This is a genomic window from Kitasatospora sp. NPDC086791, from assembly GCF_040685975.1.
Taxonomy (GTDB): Bacteria; Actinomycetota; Actinomycetes; order Streptomycetales; family Streptomycetaceae; genus Kitasatospora.
In genome coordinates this window covers 207,707-223,221 of the sequence record NZ_JBFBOC010000006.1, presented here as the reverse complement: position 1 = coordinate 223,221, position 15,515 = coordinate 207,707, and the positions used below count along the sequence as shown (strand labels likewise).

General features: G+C 73.6%; 14 protein-coding genes. 6 read left to right on the top strand and 8 right to left on the bottom strand.

The features are described 5' to 3' along the window. Positions 1 to 84 precede the first annotated feature (84 nt). Complete coding sequence (locus AB0Q99_RS12585) at positions 85 to 582, top strand: MarR family winged helix-turn-helix transcriptional regulator (protein ID WP_363570819.1); 498 nt, start codon at positions 85 to 87, stop codon at positions 580 to 582. On the opposite strand, the gene asnB is transcribed toward AB0Q99_RS12585, so the two are convergent. The 4 genes from asnB to AB0Q99_RS12565 all read right to left on the bottom strand — a co-directional run bounded on the left by asnB (position 566) and on the right by AB0Q99_RS12565 (position 5,204). After that, entirely contained in the window at positions 566 to 2,395 is a 1,830-nt protein-coding gene (asnB, locus tag AB0Q99_RS12580) for an asparagine synthase (glutamine-hydrolyzing) (RefSeq protein WP_363570817.1), read from the bottom strand. The genes AB0Q99_RS12585 and asnB overlap by 17 nt on opposite strands. Before the next feature lie 2 nt (positions 2,396 to 2,397). Continuing rightward, entirely contained in the window at positions 2,398 to 2,652 is a 255-nt protein-coding gene (locus tag AB0Q99_RS12575; protein ID WP_033348116.1) for an acyl carrier protein, read from the bottom strand. Positions 2,653 to 2,721: 69 nt separating this feature from the next. Next, positions 2,722 to 3,927, bottom strand: coding sequence for a ketosynthase chain-length factor (locus tag AB0Q99_RS12570; protein ID WP_033348117.1), 1,206 nt, complete (start codon positions 3,925 to 3,927; stop codon positions 2,722 to 2,724). Beyond that, entirely contained in the window at positions 3,924 to 5,204 is a 1,281-nt protein-coding gene (locus AB0Q99_RS12565; RefSeq protein ID WP_363570815.1) for a beta-ketoacyl-[acyl-carrier-protein] synthase family protein, read from the bottom strand. The genes AB0Q99_RS12570 and AB0Q99_RS12565 overlap by 4 nt, the downstream gene beginning before the upstream one ends. A 282-nt stretch (positions 5,205 to 5,486) precedes the next feature. On the opposite strand from AB0Q99_RS12565, the gene AB0Q99_RS12560 reads away from it, so the two are divergent. After that, positions 5,487 to 6,731, top strand: coding sequence for an FAD-dependent monooxygenase (locus AB0Q99_RS12560; RefSeq protein WP_363570813.1), 1,245 nt, complete (start codon positions 5,487 to 5,489; stop codon positions 6,729 to 6,731). Then, the gene (locus tag AB0Q99_RS12555) at positions 6,728 to 8,050 is read left to right on the top strand and encodes a cation:proton antiporter (protein WP_363570811.1); all 1,323 of its coding nucleotides are present in this window, start codon (positions 6,728 to 6,730) and stop codon (positions 8,048 to 8,050) included. The genes AB0Q99_RS12560 and AB0Q99_RS12555 overlap by 4 nt, the downstream gene beginning before the upstream one ends. Positions 8,051 to 8,086: 36 nt before the next feature. Here AB0Q99_RS12555 and AB0Q99_RS12550 read toward each other — a convergent pair whose 3' ends face one another. The 4 genes from AB0Q99_RS12550 to AB0Q99_RS12535 form a co-directional block, all read right to left on the bottom strand. After that, positions 8,087 to 8,350 (bottom strand): DUF6059 family protein, encoded by a 264-nt coding sequence (locus tag AB0Q99_RS12550; RefSeq protein WP_051746784.1) that lies wholly within the window; start codon positions 8,348 to 8,350, stop codon positions 8,087 to 8,089. A gap of 203 nt (positions 8,351 to 8,553) precedes the next feature. After that, positions 8,554 to 9,603, bottom strand: a complete 1,050-nt coding sequence (locus AB0Q99_RS12545; protein ID WP_363570809.1) for an endonuclease/exonuclease/phosphatase family protein — start codon at positions 9,601 to 9,603, stop codon at positions 8,554 to 8,556. A gap of 245 nt (positions 9,604 to 9,848) precedes the next feature. After that, positions 9,849 to 10,499 carry a TetR/AcrR family transcriptional regulator gene (locus tag AB0Q99_RS12540; protein ID WP_363570807.1) on the bottom strand — a complete coding sequence of 217 codons (651 nt, stop codon included), beginning with the start codon at positions 10,497 to 10,499 and terminating at the stop codon, positions 9,849 to 9,851. 181 nt (positions 10,500 to 10,680) lie between these two features. After that, positions 10,681 to 12,288, bottom strand: a complete 1,608-nt coding sequence (locus AB0Q99_RS12535; protein WP_363570805.1) for an MFS transporter — start codon at positions 12,286 to 12,288, stop codon at positions 10,681 to 10,683. 322 nt (positions 12,289 to 12,610) lie between these two features. On the opposite strand from AB0Q99_RS12535, the gene panB reads away from it, so the two are divergent. The 3 genes from panB (at position 12,611) to AB0Q99_RS12520 (ending at position 15,473) form a co-directional block, all read left to right on the top strand. Continuing rightward, positions 12,611 to 13,480, top strand: a complete 870-nt coding sequence (gene panB, locus AB0Q99_RS12530; protein ID WP_363570803.1) for a 3-methyl-2-oxobutanoate hydroxymethyltransferase — start codon at positions 12,611 to 12,613, stop codon at positions 13,478 to 13,480. Between the two features lie 161 nt (positions 13,481 to 13,641). Next, positions 13,642 to 14,664, top strand: coding sequence for an ATP-binding cassette domain-containing protein (locus AB0Q99_RS12525; RefSeq protein ID WP_363570802.1), 1,023 nt, complete (start codon positions 13,642 to 13,644; stop codon positions 14,662 to 14,664). Then, positions 14,661 to 15,473 carry an ABC transporter permease gene (locus tag AB0Q99_RS12520; RefSeq protein WP_363570800.1) on the top strand — a complete coding sequence of 271 codons (813 nt, stop codon included), beginning with the start codon at positions 14,661 to 14,663 and terminating at the stop codon, positions 15,471 to 15,473. Before AB0Q99_RS12525 ends, AB0Q99_RS12520 begins: the two co-directional genes overlap by 4 nt. Positions 15,474 to 15,515: the final 42 nt, after the last annotated feature.

The window sequence follows — 15,515 nt, the reverse complement described above, 5'->3', positions numbered from 1 at the left end:
GTGGCGGAATGACAAGTTCTTGCCGAAATCCCGGCCCGGACGAGGCTAGGCTGGCCGTGGAGACCCTGCGATTAGGCTGCCCCCATGACCGATCTCTCCCCCGCGGCCGAGACCTTGAGTGACATCACCACGGAACTGTTCGCCGTCAACGGAGCCCTGCTGCGCGCGGGCGACGCGCTGTCCGCCCGCTTCGGGCTCACCTCCGCGCGCTGGCAGGTCCTCGGGCTGCTGGCCGAGGGGCCGCAGAGCGCCGCCCACCTGGCGCGCGAGCGCGGGCTGCGCCGCCAGGCCGTCCAGCAGACCGTGGTGAAGCTGGTCGAGGAGGGCCTGGTCAGCACCTCCCCCAACCCGGCCGACCGGCGGGCCCCGCTGGTCTCGCTGACCGCCAAGGGCACCGACGCCCTCGCCCGGATCGAACCCGCCGAACGCCTGTGGATGGAGCACCTCGCGGGCGGCCTGGATCCGGACGACCTGAAGGCCACGCTGCGGCTGCTGCGTGGCCTTCGGGCGGTCCTGGCCGACGGGCTGCCCCCGGCGGCGGTCGGCGGCGCGGACGCCGCCGACGTCACAGGTCCAGCGTGACCTCGTACTCGGCGAGCCAGGAGTTGAGCCACAGCACCAGCTCCAGACTGCCCCGGTCGTAGGGCCGGCTCACCGCCCCGGTCGGACGGGCAGCCGCGGCCAGGGCCCGCGCGCGGTCCAGCAGCGGCAGCACCGGAGCGTCCGGATCGGCGAGCACCCCGGCCAGTTCGGCCCGCAGGGCGCCCTCGTAGCCCGGATCCTGGGTCGCCGGGTACGGGGTCTTCACCCGCTCGACCACCGAGCGCGGCAGCAGGTCGGCCACCGCCGCCCGCAGCAGGCTCTTCTCCCTTCCGTCGAAACTCTTCATCTCCCAGGGCACGTTGAAGACGTACTCCACGAGCCGGTGGTCGCAGAACGGCACCCGCACCTCGAGGCCGACCGCCATGCTCATCCGGTCCTTGCGGTCGAGCAGGGTCTGCACGAAGCGGGTCAGGTTCAGGTGGCCGATCTCGCGCATCCGCCTCTCGGGCGCCGACTCGCCCGGCAGCACCGGCACTTCGGCGAGCGCCTCGGCGTACCGGGCCGCCCGGTGGCCGTCCAGGTCGAGCTTGTCCAGCAGACCCGGCTGGAACAGCGAGCTGCCGCCGAAGTAGCGCGCCGAACCCGGGGTGAGCCACGGGAAGGTGGCCGCCCGCAGGGCCAACGGGTTGCGGAACCACCGGTAGCCGCCGAAGAGTTCGTCCGCGGCCTCACCGGACAGCGCCACCGTGACGTTCTCCCGCACCGCGCGGAAGAACAGGTAGAGCGAGGGCCACATGTCGCCCCAGTACGCGGGCGGCAGGTCGGTGGCGCGCAGCACCGCGGAACGCACCGCCGGGTCCGACAGGCCGGGGCTGTCCAGCAGCACCTCCAGGTGGTCCGCTCCGACGTGCCCCGCCAGCTCGCGCACGTACGGCGCGTCCGCCTCCCGCCGGACGGCGTCGGAGGCGAAGGCGTCGGCGGCGCCCCGGAAGTCCACCGAGAAGGAGCGCACCGGCCCGCTGCGGGCGGCCAGCGCCGTCACGGCCGACGAGTCCAGGCCGCCGGAGAGCAGCGTGCCCAGCGGGACGTCCGAGACCAGCTGACGGGTGACGGTGTCGGCGAGCAGGTCACGGACGGTGCCGATGGTCGTCGGCAGGTCGTCGGTGTGCTCGCGGGCCTCCAGCCGCCAGTACGTCTGCCGGCGCACCCCGCCGCGCCCCACCCGGACGAGCTGACCCGGACGGACCTCGACGAGCCCGGAGAAAACGGCCGCCTCGGGCGTCTTCACCATGTCCAGAACCTCGCACAGCCCGTCCGGGCCGACCCGGCGGGGCAGGGTCCGGTCCGCCAGGACGGCCTTGGGCTCCGAGCCGAAGCGCACGCCGGCGGCGGTCGGCCAGTAGTAGAGCGGCTTGACGCCCATCCGGTCGCGGACCAGCAGGAGTTCCTCGCTGTGCTCGTCCCAGACGGCGAAGGCGAACATCCCGTTGAGCCTCTCGACCAGCGCGGCGCCCCACTGGAGGTAGCCGCGCAGGACGACCTCGGTGTCGCAGGACGTCCTGAACCGGTGGCCGTGCGAGGTGAGTTCGGCGCGCAGCTCACGGAAGTTGTAGACCTCGCCGCTGAAGGTGATCGCCGCGCCGCGGCCCTCGTGTTCCGCGGTCATCGGCTGCCGGCCGTGCTCGGGGTCGATCACCGACAGGCGCCGGTGACCGAGCCCGGCCGCGCGGCCGAACCAGAGGCCCTCGGCGTCCGGCCCCCGGCAGGCCATGGTGTCGGTCATCGCCTGGAGCAGGTCCCGGCGGTGTTCGGCCGGGGCGTCATAGTCGACCACCCCCACGATTCCGCACATGCTCAGCCGGCCGTGGCGAGACCGAGGTTGACCGCGTCCAGGAGCATCCGCGGCGTGGTGGCCTCCACCACGGTCTCGTCGGGCAGGGTGATGCCGCGCTCGCGCTCGATGGTGTTGAGGGTGTTGAACAGGGCGAGCGAGTCGTAGCCGAGGTCGGCGAAGGGGACGTCCAGGATGTCGTCGAGGGCGATGCCCTCGTCGGCTCCGGCAGCCTCCTTCAGCGCGGTGATCAGGTCGTCAAGGGTGAACTCTGCCATGGCTGTTCCTCACATCGGTGGGTCGGTCCGTCAAATCCGGAAGGTCAGGCGGGCGGTCGGCCGGCCCGGTCAACTGGTCAGTACGAGAGCGCTGTTGAAGCCGCCGTGGCCGCGGGCGAGGACCAGCGCGCTGCCCAGCCGGGCCGGCCTCGGCCGGTCCCGCACCAGGTCGAGGTCCGGGTGGGCCGGCCGGCCGATGTGCACGGACGGCGGGATCACCCCGTCCCGCAGGGAGAGCAGCGCGGCCGCGACGTCCAGCGGGGCGCCGCCGGCCAGCAGCCGGCCGGTCATCGTCTTGGGCGCCGTCACCGGCACCCCGCGCGGGCCGAACACCGCGCCCAGCACCTCGGCCTCGGCGCGGTCCCGCTCGGCCACGCCGCTGGCGTCGGCGAAGACCACGTCGACGTCGGAGGGGCCGATCCCGGCGTCGGCGAGCGCCGTGTCGATCGCCCGGCGCAGCCCGGGCGGGCGCCCGGAGCCGGGTCGGGGGTCGAAGGTGGCCGCGTAGCCGGCGATCCGCCCGTAGTGGCGGTGCTGCCCGCGCTCGGCGGCGCCGTCCGGGGTCTCCAGCACGAGCAGTGCGCCGCCCTCGCCCGGCACCCCGCCGGAGGCGTCGGCGTCGAAGGGCAGGAAGGCCCGCTGCGGGTCCCGCCGGGGGCTGACCGTGCCGCTGCGGCTGAGGCAGAGCCACGACCAGGGGCAGAGCGAGCCGTCCACCGCGCCGGCCAGCATCAGCGCGGTGCCCTCGCGCACGTGCCGGCGGGCCTTGGCCAGCGCGTCCAGGCCGCCCGCCTGCTCGGCCACCAGGGCCGAACCGGGGCCGCGCATGCCGTGTCGGATCGAGATCTGCCCGGTGTTGACCGGGTAGAACCACGCGAAGGACTGGTAGGCGCTGACGTAGGCCGGGCCCTTGCTCCACAGCGCCTGGAGTTCCTTCTGGCCGAACTCGAAGCCACCGGCCGAGGCGGCCGTCACGACGCCGGCGGAGAAGTCCGGCATCGTCGTCGGGTCCGCCCCCGCGTCGGCGAGCGCCTCCTCGGCCGCGACCAGGGCCAGCCGCGTCATGTGGTCGGTCTGCGGCAGCAGTCGGCCCGGCAGGTGTTCCTCCGGCGTGAAGTTCACCTCGCCGGCCACGTGCGCCCGGTACCCGGTGGAGTCGAAGCGGGTCAGCGGCCCGAGACCGGACCGGCCCGCCAGCGTGGCGTCCCAGTACTCCGCAACGCCCCAGCCGTTCGGTGCCACCACGCCGATCCCGGTCACCACGACGTCGGTCATCCCCGGCTCCACTCCGGCTCGGCGAGCACGATCGCGCTCTGGAAGCCGCCGAAGCCGCTCGCCACGCTGAGCACCGTGCGCACCCTCTGTTCCCGCGCCACCAGCGGCACGTAGTCGAGGTCGCACTCGGGATCGGGCACGTGCAGGTTGGCCGTGGGCGGCACCACCGAGTGCTCGATCGCCAGCGCGCTGGCGGCGAACTCCAGGGCGCAGACCGCGCCCAGCGAGTGCCCGATCATCGACTTGATCGAGCTGACCGGCACCCGGTAGGCGTGGGCGCCCAGGCTCTTCTTGAACGCGGCGGTCTCGTGCCGGTCGTTCTGCTTGGTCGCCGAGCCGTGCGCGTTGACGTAGCCGATGTCCTCGGAATTCATCCGGCTGCGGTCGAGCGCGACCCGGATCGCCTCGGCCATCTCGTTCCCGTCGACCCGCAACCCGGTCATGCTGTAGGAGTTGCAGCGCCCGGCGTAGCCGGTGACCTCGGCGTAGATGTGCGCGCCGCGCCGGATCGCGTGCTCCCGCTCCTCCAGCACGAACATCGCCGCGCCCTCGCCGAGGGCGAAGCCGTTGCGGGTCAGGTCGAAGGGGCGCGAGGCGCTCTCGGGTTCGTCGTTGCGCGGGGTGGTCGCCTTGATCGCGTCGAAGCAGGCCACCGTGATCGGGGAGATCGCCGCGTCCGAGGCGCCGGCCAGCATCACGTCGGCCGCGTCGTCGCGGATCAGGTCGCAGGCGTGCGCGATCACGTCGATCCCCGAGGTGCATCCGGTCGACACCACGCCCACCGGACCCTCCGCCTCGACCAGCCAGGCCAGTTCGGTGGCCATCGAGGACGGGACGAAGTAGTCGTAGAGGTACGGGACGCCGTGCGCGTCGTCGACCAGCCGCTCGCGGCCCTCGTCGCTCACCACGGCGAACTCGCGGTCCAGACTGATCGTCATCCCACAGGCGGTGCCGGCCATCACCCCGGTGCGGATCGGGTCGTTGACGCCCGACACCCCCGAGTCGTCCAGCGCCTCGCGCGCGGCGACCACCGCGAACTGCGCGGTGCGGTCCCATTGACGGATCTGACGCTGCGTCAATCCGGCTTCCTGCGGGTCGAAGTCGCACTCGGCGGCGACCCTGGACCGGAACGGCGAGGCGTCGAAGGTCGAGATCGTCCGGGTCGCGGTCCGGCCGGCCGTCAGCAGCTCCCAGAACGCCTTGGTGCCCACCTCGCCCGGTGCCACCACGCCGATCCCGGTGACCACCACGCGCCGGCGGCCGTCGTCAACTCCCACCACTGCTCCCCCTGTCGATCTCCCCGTGCGTGTCCGGCGTCATGCCCTGACCTCCTGTCCGTGCGCCCCGTCCGCGGGCTCGGGCGGGCGGGGACTTGAGCCGGATCAGATCGTCCTGGCAGGCGTTCGCGGCGGCTTCGAGCCGCCGTCCACGCGCCTCCGGCCCCCGCCTTCCCGCCGCGGCGGGAAGGGCCGCACGCACGACGGCGGCGGCGCCGCACCCACGGCGGCGGGAAGACGACGCGAACCGGCGTCGAAGGGCGCCCCCTAGCGTCTGGCCGCATGGACATCGACACCGACATCTGCGTGGTCGGCGGCGGCCCGGCCGGGCTGACCCTCGCCCTGCTGCTGGTCCGCTCGGGCCTGCGCGTCACCGTGCTGGAACGCAGCCGCTCCCTGGACCGGGCCTACCGCGGCGAGATCCTCCAACCCGGCGGCCAGGCCTTGCTGGACGAGCTGGGCGTGCTCGGCCCGGCCCGGGCGCACGGCGCCGTCGAGCACGACCGCTTCCTGCTCGAGGAGCACGGACGCGCCCTCATCGACGGCGACTACCGGCGCCTGCCCGGGCCGTACAACTGCCTGCTGAGCCTGCCCCAGCGGCACCTGCTGACCGAACTGCTCGCGGCCTGCGAACGCCACGAAGGATTCCGCCAGTTCGCGGGCACCAAGGCCACCGCCCTGATCGAGGAGGGCGGCTTCGTCCGCGGTGTGGTCGCGGGCGGCGCGGGCGGCTCCCCCGACCGGGTGGTGCGGGCACGCTGCGTCGTCGCCGCGGACGGCCGCTTCTCCAAGGTCCGCTCGCTCGCCGGGATCGGCTACCGTCGCCAGGAGCTGTTCAGCCAGGACGTCCTGTGGTTCCGGCTGAGCGCACCGCCGCGCACGGACACCCGACGCCCGTGCGACGTCCGGGTCTTCCGGGCCGGCGGCAATCCGGTACTCAGCTACCGCTCGGTGCCCGAGGCGCTCCAGCTCGGCTGGACCCTCCCGCACGGCGGCTTCCGCAAGCTGGCCGACCGCGGCATCGGCCACATCGTCGACCAACTCGTCGACGCCGCACCGGAGTACGCCGACCTGATCCGCCAGGAGATCACCGGCTTCGGCGACGTCTCCCTGCTGGACGTCTTCTCCGGCAGCGCCGAGCACTGGGTGCGCGACGGCCTGCTCCTGATCGGCGATGCCGCCCACACCCACAGCCCGATCGGCGCCCAGGGGATCAACCTGGCCGTCCGCGACGCCGTCGCGGCCCACCCGGTGCTGGTCGAGGCCGTCCGCGGCGGCGACGCCGGCGCGGCCCGGCTCGCCCCGTACGAACGGCAACGCCGCCCCGAAGTGGAACGGATCACCCGGATCCAGCAGGTCCAGAGCCGCATGATGCTCTCCACCGGGCGCATCTCCTCCACGGTGCGCCCCCGGGCCGCGGCGCTGGTGTCCAGGACCCCGCTGTACGGGGCCGTGCTGCGCCGGATCGCCTTCGGCACCGCGCCCGTCCGGCTGCGCGCCGACCTGCTCGCCGGGGCGGGGCGGTGAGCGGCGGGGCAGCGATCGCCGCCGGCGACTCGGCGACGGCGAGCGGGGTGCTCCTCGCCCTCGCCGTCGTCCTCGCCAGCGCGTTCGTCTGCGGCCGGATCGCCGCCCGGGTGCGCCAGCCCGTCGTCATGGGGGAGATCGTCGGCGGGGTGGCCCTCGGCCCCAGCCTGCTCGGGCTGCTGCCGGGGCACCTGGACGCCTCGCTGTTCCCGGCGGAGGTCCAGTCCTACCTGCGGGTGCTGTCCCAACTGGGCCTGGTGCTCTTCATGTTCACCGTCGGCCTGCGCTTCGACGTCGGCCACCTGCGCGGCGCCGGTCGCCGGGTGACAGCGGTGTCGCTCAGCTCGGTGGCCCTGCCGTTCGCGCTCGGCGTGGGGCTCGCGGTGCTGCTCTACCCCTGGTTCGACAAGGCCCAGTTGAGCACCGACGGGAGGCTCGGCCCGGCCCTGTTCCTGGGCGCGGCGATGTCCATCACGGCCTTTCCCGTTCTCGCCCGGATCATCGCCGAGCGACGGATGCAGCACGACCCGCTCGGCAGCCTGTCATTGGCCTGCGCGGCCTTCCAGGACTTCCTCGCCTGGTGCGCGCTGGCGGTGGTGGTGGCGGTGGTGGAGGCCAAGGGCCTCTGGTCGCTGGGACGGCTGGCGCTCGACACGGCGGTGGTGGTCCTGGTGCTGGTCGGCGTCGTCCGCCCGCTCCTCTCCCGGCTGCTCGCCCCCGGCCGGCGCCGTCCCCTCCCCCGGCCGTGGATCCACGCGGTGCTCGTCACCGGCACCCTGGTCACCGCCTGGGTCACGGCCGAGATCGGCCTGGACGCGGTGTTCGGGGCGTTCATGTTCGGTGCGGCGGTGCCCCGGGACCGGATCGAGGCGATCGCGCCCGACGTCCCGGAGCAGATCGAGCGGGCGGGTCTCCTGTTGCTGCCGGCCTTCTTCGCGGTGACCGGCCTCGCCGTCGACCTCACCGGCCTCGGGCTGCGCGGCCTGGCCGTCGTGGCGGCGGTGCTGGTGGCGGCCTGCGCCGGCAAGTTCGTCGGTGCGGTCGCCGCCGCCCGGGCCACCGGCTCGAGCCGGCGCGAGGCGCGGGTGCTCGGCATCCTGCTCAACGCCCGGGGCCTGACCGAGCTGGTCATCCTCAACGTGGGCCACCGGCTCGGGGTGATCGACACCCGGATGTTCACCGCCATGGTGGTGATGGCCCTGGTCACGACGCTGATGACGGGGCCGCTCCTGCAGCGCCACACGGCGGGCTCCGCCGGATCCGCCACGCTCCCGGACCCGGCGCCCGAGGCCGCACAGGCCTCGCGGGCGCCCTCCTGAGGACGGGCCGGCCACGACCTCCGGGGGGCGTGCCCCTCACGGCGGCTCCGTCCACCCGGAGACCCGGCGCAGCCGCCGACTCAGTCGCCGCTCGACCGGGCTGAGCGGAACGTCGGGGCGCAGCCGCTCCGGGTGCCCCGACGGTGGCCCGCCCCCGGCAGGGCCGCCCGGCTCGCCGGGCCGCCGGACCGGCCCGGGCTGCGGCGGCGGGGCCACGTAGCCGGCCATCTGCCCCAGCGCCGCCAGTCCGCGCAGGAGCACGGCCAGCAGATCGAGGAGCCGTTCGTTCGGTTCGCACATCCGCCGAGCATGGCGACCGGTCCTGAAGCGCGGTTCGAGCGGTACGGGAGGGGCGCCGGGCACGGCGAAGGACAGCCCGGCGCCCTCGGAACCACTGGAGCATGACCACGGCGCCGTCGGAGCTGCGGGTGCCCGTCCCGCTGACGATCCGCCGCAGGAGGGTCGGGCGTGTCCGAGGGTTCCCGCCGGACCGGCCCCGAGCCTCACTGGTACCGGTAGGTGGCGACCACCGCGAGGTGGTCGCTGCCGTCCCGGGGCAGGGTGCGGGAGTCGACCGGCTTCAGCCCGCCCTTGCTCATGATCTGGTCGATCCGCGCCATCGGGAACGCCGCGGGCCAGCTGAAGCCGAAGCCGTCCCCGGCGGCGCCCTGGGCCGAGCGCATCTGCGAGGTGACCGGCGCCAGGCTGCGGTCGTTCATGGTGCCGTTGAGGTCGCCGAGCAGCAGCACCTTCTTGAGCGGTTCGGCCTCGATCGCGTCGCCGAGCGCCTGCGCGCTGGCGTCCCGCTGGTTGACGGTGAAGCCGCCCTCGGCCTTCAGCCGCACCGAGGGCAGGTGCGCGACGTACACCGCGACCGGGCCCTGCGGGGTGCCGACCTGGGCCCGGAACGCCCTGGTCCAGCCCATCTTGAGGTCCACCGGGGCGACCCCGCTGATCGGGTACTTCGACCAGAGCCCGACCGTGCCCTCCACCGTGTGGTACGGGTAGGCCTCGGCGAGCCCGGTCTCGTACGAGCGCAGCGACCGGCCGGCCAGCTCCTGCAGGGCGACGATCTGGGCGCCGGAGGCAGCCAGCCCCCGGACGGTGGCCGGGACGTCGGTGTTCCCGGCGGCGACGTTGTGGCTGACCACCGTCCAGTCGCCCTTGCCGCCGCTCCTGTCGGTCAGCAGGCCGCCGAACAGGTTGGCCCAGAGCACCACGGGCAGCAGCAGGGTGAGCAGCGCGGTGGCGGAGCGGCGCAGCAGCGCGGGCACCAGCAGCACCGGGACGGCCAGGCCCAGCCAGGGCAGGAAGGTCTCCAGCAGGCTGCCGAGGTTGCCGGCGCTGTTGGGCACCTCGGCGTGGAAGGCGAACAGCGCGGCGGTCAGCGCGGCCAGCGCGGCGACCACCAGGCCGCGCCGCCAGGTGGTGGCGCCGCGGGCGTCCCGGCCCCAGTTCCGCAGGCCGAGGAAGCCGCCGGACCGGGCCGCGGGGGCCGAGTCGTCGGCGCCTCCCGGGGCCGTGATCCGCTCGGTCCTGTCCGCCTGCGCCATGCCGTGGCTCCCGTTCGCTCGTGCCGTCCGCCGGTCCGGGGTCCGGCCCGTACGGACGGGCACGGCTCCGGACGGCTGCCGGGTCGATCGGACACCCGGCTCAGCCTATGCCGGGACAGACGTCACGCCCTCGGAGCGGGTTCCGGCGCGGCCTGGTTTGGTGAGTTAGACCACGTCCGGTCGCGGCGGTCGACGGCGCGACTCGCCCCCCGGGGGGGCGTCGCGCGGGGCGGGCGGCGCCGGGGTCAGCGCGGGGCGAGGCCCTCGATCAGCGAGTCGACCATCTTGCGGGCCAGGTCCGGGTCCTCCAGGTCGGAGTCCTCCCACAGGATGCTGCGGTAGAGGATCGGGCCCATCAGCAGGTCGCCGAGCAGGTCGACGTCGAGGTCGGAGCGGAGCACGCCCTCGTCCACGGCGCGGCGGATCAGCCTCAGCCCGGCCTCCCGGCGGGGCTTGACCACCCGTTCGTGGTACGCCTTGTGCAGCTCGGGCAGGCTGTGCATCTGGCCCAGGGCCGCCTTGAGCACCCAGCGGGTGCGCTTGGCGAGGCCGCGCCGGCGCATGTAGTCGATCATCTCGATCAGGTCGACCCGGACGCCGCCGCCGGTCGGCTCCGGCATCGGGACCTCCAGCTTGCCGACCACGTCGACCAGCAGGGCCTCCTTGTTGGGCCAGCGCCGGTAGATGGTGGCCTTGCCGACGCCGGCGGCGGTGGCGATGCCCTCGATGGTGAGCTCGGCCATCGTGGTGCCGCCCGCCATCAGGTCCACCACCGCGGTGAAGATCGCCTGCTCGGCGGCCTCGCTGCGCGGCCGGCCGCGGCGGGTGGCGGCGCAGGCCGGTCCGTCGGCGGCGCGGTCCTCCTCGGTGTCGGCGGTCGGCATGTCCGTCTTCATCCCCGCTGTTCTCCCTCGCTGTGCCCGGGCGCGCGGGCGCCGTCCGTGTTCTCGGCGGTCCGTCCGGCGGGCGGGGGCCCGCCGTGGGGCCGCGGCCCCGCCGCCCGGACGTACCGGACGGCAGGGCCATTGTCCCTCGGTCTTCCCCCGGCACCGGGCCGCCGTCCGGCCCGGCCGCTGGTCAGGCCTCCGCGGGCGCCGTCTCCCGGGTCGTGTCCGGCTGCCCGGCGGACGGACCGGCCGGAGCGCCGGGTGCGGCCGCGCGGCGCGGCAGCAGGAGCCAGGCGACCAGCGCGCCGATCAGCGAGATGCCCACCGAGAGCGCGGCCACCACGTGCATGGCGTGGATGAAGGCGTCGTTCGCCGGGGCGATCAGCGCCTGTCCGCCGGGGATCCGCTCGGCGATGGCCAGGGTGGCCTCCAGCGACTCGCCCGCCTTGTCGCGCAGGTTCTCGGGCAGCTGGGTCAGCGTGTCGGACATCCCGTCGCGGTAGACGGTGGAGAGCACCGCGCCGAGCACGGCGACCCCGAGCGAGCCGCCGACCTGGCGGAAGGTGTTGTTGACGGCCGAGCCGGCGCCGGCCTTCTCGCGCGGCAGCGAGCCCATGATCGCGACGGTGACCGGCGGCATGACGTGCGCCATGCCGGCGCCCATCACCAGGCCGAGCACGACCAGCACCCAGATCGGGGTGGTGGCGGTCAGCACGGTGTAGCCGCCGAAGCCGATCGCGACCAGCAGCATGCCGCCGGCGGCGGTGGCGGCGACGCCGAAGCGGTCGACCACCAGCCGGGCCCGCGGCGCGAACATCAGCTGGGCGACGGCCAGCGGCAGCATCAGCAGGCCGGCCTGCAGGGCGCTGTAGCCGCGCACGCTCTGGGTGTAGAAGACGCCGAAGAAGGAGACGCCCATCAGCGCGAAGAAGATCACGCCGACGACCACCACGGAGGCGCTGAACACCTTGTTGCGGAACCAGGTGACGTCCAGCGCGGGGAACGCGGTGCGGCGCTCGAACCAGGCGAAGGCGACCAGCGCGACCACGCCGACCAGGGTCGGCACCCAGGCCGCGGGAGCGGTGAAGTCGGCCAGCTCGCCGCCCTTGATGATGCCGTAGATCAGCGCGACCAGGCCGACGATCGACAGCAGCACGCCGACCGGGTCGAGCTTGCCCGGGGCGGGGTCCTTGGACTCGGGCACCAGGACCACCATCGCGATCACCGCGACGATCACGATCGGGACGTTGATCAGGAAGACCGAGCCCCACCAGAAGTGCTCGATCAGCACACCGCCGGTGATCGGGCCGATGGCGATGGCCAGGCCGACCGCGCCCGCCCAGATGCCGATCGCCTTGGGCTGCTCGGCGCGCTCGAAGACGTTCATGATGATCGCCAGCGTGGCGGGCATCGCGAGCGCGGCGCCGACGCCCATCAGGGCGCGGAAGCCGATGAGTTCACCGGGCGAGCCGGCCATCGAGGACAGCAGCGAGGCGATGCCGAAGACCACCATGCCGGCCAGCAGCGCGAGCTTGCGGCCGAAGCGGTCGCCGAGCAGGCCCGAGGTGAAGAGCAGCCCGGCGAACACCAGGGTGTAGGAGTTGATCGACCACTCCAGGTCGCTCTGGGTGGCGCCGAGGCCGACCGGAGCGGGGGTCGCGATGGTCTTCATCGCGACGTTGAGGATCGAGTTGTCGAGCACGACGACGAGCAGGGCGAGCACCAGGGTGCAGAGGATCGCCCAGCGCCGACGGTGGATGGCTTCCGGCACACGGGGTGGCGCGGCTGCGGTGGTCATTGGTCTTCCCGTCCGTGTTGGCGTGGCACTGGCGGGAAATTCCGAGCCGGAACCGTCTCGTAACCCCCCGGCATCAGCGTAGCGGGGATATTCGATACGAGACGACCCCGTTTCGCAAAAACCAGGCAAAGCCCGCGGCCCCGCGGGCCCCGACCGGCCCCCGACCCACCTCCCGCCGGCCCCGGCCCACCCCCGGTGTGTCACGGATCGCACCGGAGCGAACGCACCCCTCTTTGCGCGCACGCCGGGGCGTGCAAGCATGGAGGTGATCCGGGGACGCCGCACGGCGCCACGAGACGACAACCCTTCAGGAGTCCGTTCGATGAACGCTTCTTCGCCTTCGCCTGCCCAGAACCAGGCGTCGACCGCCACCCTGTACGGCGGGGTCACCAACCGCCGCGTCACCGTCCGCGACCTCGCCGCAGCCAAGCAGCGCGGCGAGAAGTGGTCGATGCTGACCGCCTACGACGCCCTCACCGCGGGCGTCTTCGACGAGGCCGGCATCCCGGTGCTGCTGGTCGGCGACTCGGCGGGCAACTGCCACCTCGGCTACGAGACCACCGTCCCGGTGACCATGGATCAGATGGTGATGCTCTCCGCCGCCGTCGTCCGCGGCACCAAGCGGTCGATGATCGTCGCCGACCTGCCGTTCGGCTCCTACCAGGAGTCCCCCGCGCAGGCCATGCACAACGCGGCCCGGCTGATGAAGGAGGCCGGGGTCGGCGCGGTCAAGCTGGAGGGCGGGGAGCGCAGCGCCCGTTCGATCGAGCTGCTGGTCGAGGCCGGCATCCCGGTGATGGCGCACATCGGCCTCACCCCGCAGTCCGTGCACGCCTTCGGCGGCTACCCGGTCCAGGGCCGCGGCGACGAGGCGGCGCACCAACTGCTGCGCGACGCCAAGGCGGTCCAGCAGGCGGGCGCCTTCTCGGTGGTGCTGGAGGCGGTGCCGGCCGAGCTGGCCGCCCAGGTCACCGAGCAGCTGGCGATCCCGACCGTCGGCATCGGCGGCGGCCCCGGCGCCGACGCCCAGGTGCTGGTCTGGACCGACATGGCCGGCATGACGGCCGGCCGGGTGCCGAAGTTCGTCAAGCAGTACGCGAACCTGCGGACCGTCCTGGGCGACGCCGCCCGGGCCTTCGCCGAGGACGTGCGCGGCGGCGCCTTCCCGGCGGCGGAGCACAGCTTCCACTGACCGCTCACCCCGGCCACGGCCCTGCCCCGCGCGTGCGGAGCAGGGCCGCTGTCGTGCCCGGCCCGCGGATGACAGCGGCGTGACAGCCGCCTGGCAGCGGCGCCCCCGAGCCGTCACCGCGACGACAGGGGGCTGACAGCGAGGTCGGCCAACCTGGTGGCATGACACGAATCGCCACCGCCCCGAACGACCGGGGAGCCGCCGCCGGCAATGCCGTCGAGGTCCGCGGCATCGTCAAGCACTACGGCACCACCAAGGCCCTCGACGGGGTCGACCTCACCGTCCGGGAGGGCACCGTCCTCGGCGTGCTCGGCCCCAACGGCGCGGGCAAGACCACCCTGGTCCGGGTCCTCTCCACGCTGATCAAGCCGGACGCCGGCACCGCCTTCGTCGGCGGCTACGACGTCCTGCACCAGCCCAAGCAGCTGCGCCGCACGATCGGCCTCACCGGCCAGTACGCCTCCGTCGACGAGCTCCTCTCCGGGTACGAGAACCTCTACCTGATCGGCCGGCTGCTCGACCTGTCCCGCCGCGAGGCCAAGGCCCGGGCGACCGAGCTGCTGGAGCGCTTCTCGCTCACCGAGGCCGCCACGCGGACCGCCAAGACCTACTCCGGCGGCATGCGCCGCCGCCTCGACCTGGCCGCCAGCATGATCGGCCGCCCCCGGGTGCTCTACCTGGACGAGCCCACCACCGGTCTGGACCCGCGCACCCGCAACGAGGTCTGGGACGAGGTCCAGCGGATGGTCGCCGAGGGCACCACCGTGCTGCTGACCACCCAGTACATGGAGGAGGCGGAGCAGCTCGCGAACGAGCTGACCGTCATCGACCGCGGCAAGGTGATCGCCAAAGGGCTGGTCACCGAGCTCAAGGCCAAGGTCGGCGGGCAGACCCTGCAGGTCCGCCCGGTCCACCCGGCCGAGCTGCCCGAGATGGCCCGCTGCCTGCACGACGGCGGCATCACCACCGCCACCTTCTCCGCCGACACCGGCCTGCTCGCGGTGCCGATCACCGGTGAGGAGCAGCTGACCGCCGTGATCGGCGTGCTCGGCGGCCGCGGCTTCGCGATCGCCGGCATCGACACCAAGGTGCCCAGCCTCGACGAGGTCTTCCTCGCCATCACCGGCAAGCCCGCCGCCGCGGCGGACGCCGCCCCCAGCCTCGCCAAGGAGCCCGTCGCATGACCGCCGCCACGCTCGCCCCCGCCCGGGTGGAGGACTCCCGGATCGGCCTGTCCGGCACCCTGCGCCACGTCGGCGCGCTGACCCGGCGCAACCTGATGCGGATCAAGGCCGACCCGGAGTCGATGTTCGACGCCGTGCTGATGCCGATCATCTTCACCGTGCTGTTCGTCTACGTCTTCGGCGGGGCGATGGCCGGCGACCAGGACACCTACAAGCAGTACCTGATCCCCGGCCTGCTCGGGCAGACCGGCCTCACCCTCGCGATGGCCGTCGGCACCGGCCTCAACAGCGACTTCCAGACCGGCGTGATGGACCGCTTCCGGACCCTGCCGATCGGCCGGGCCTCCGTCCTGCTCTCCAAGATCGCCGCCGAGACGCTGCGCGGACTGCTCTCCTTCGCGATCCTGATCGGCTTCGCGATGTGCATCGGCTTCGAGGTGAAGACCGGTCCGCTGGAGGTGCTGGCCACCATCGGCCTGGCCCTGGTGTTCGGCATGTCGATCGTCTGGATCTCGATGCTGCTGGGCATGGCGCTGCGCAGCGCCCAGGCCGTCCAGGGCGTGGCCATGCTGGTCCTGATGCCGATGCAGTTCGGCAGCTCGATCTTCGCCCGGACCGACACCATGCCGGGCTGGCTGCAGTCGTTCACCAAGGTCAACCCGCTGTCGGCACTGGCCGACGCCTCGCGCGCGCTGCTCAACGGCGAGGGCGCGGTGGCCCACCCGGTGACGATCGTGCTGATCTGGTCCGCCGCCGTCACCGCCGTCTTCGCCCCGCTCGCGGTCGCCCGCTTCCGCAAGCGGACCTGACCCCGGACCGCGCCGGCCCTCCGTGGGGAGGGCCGGCGGACG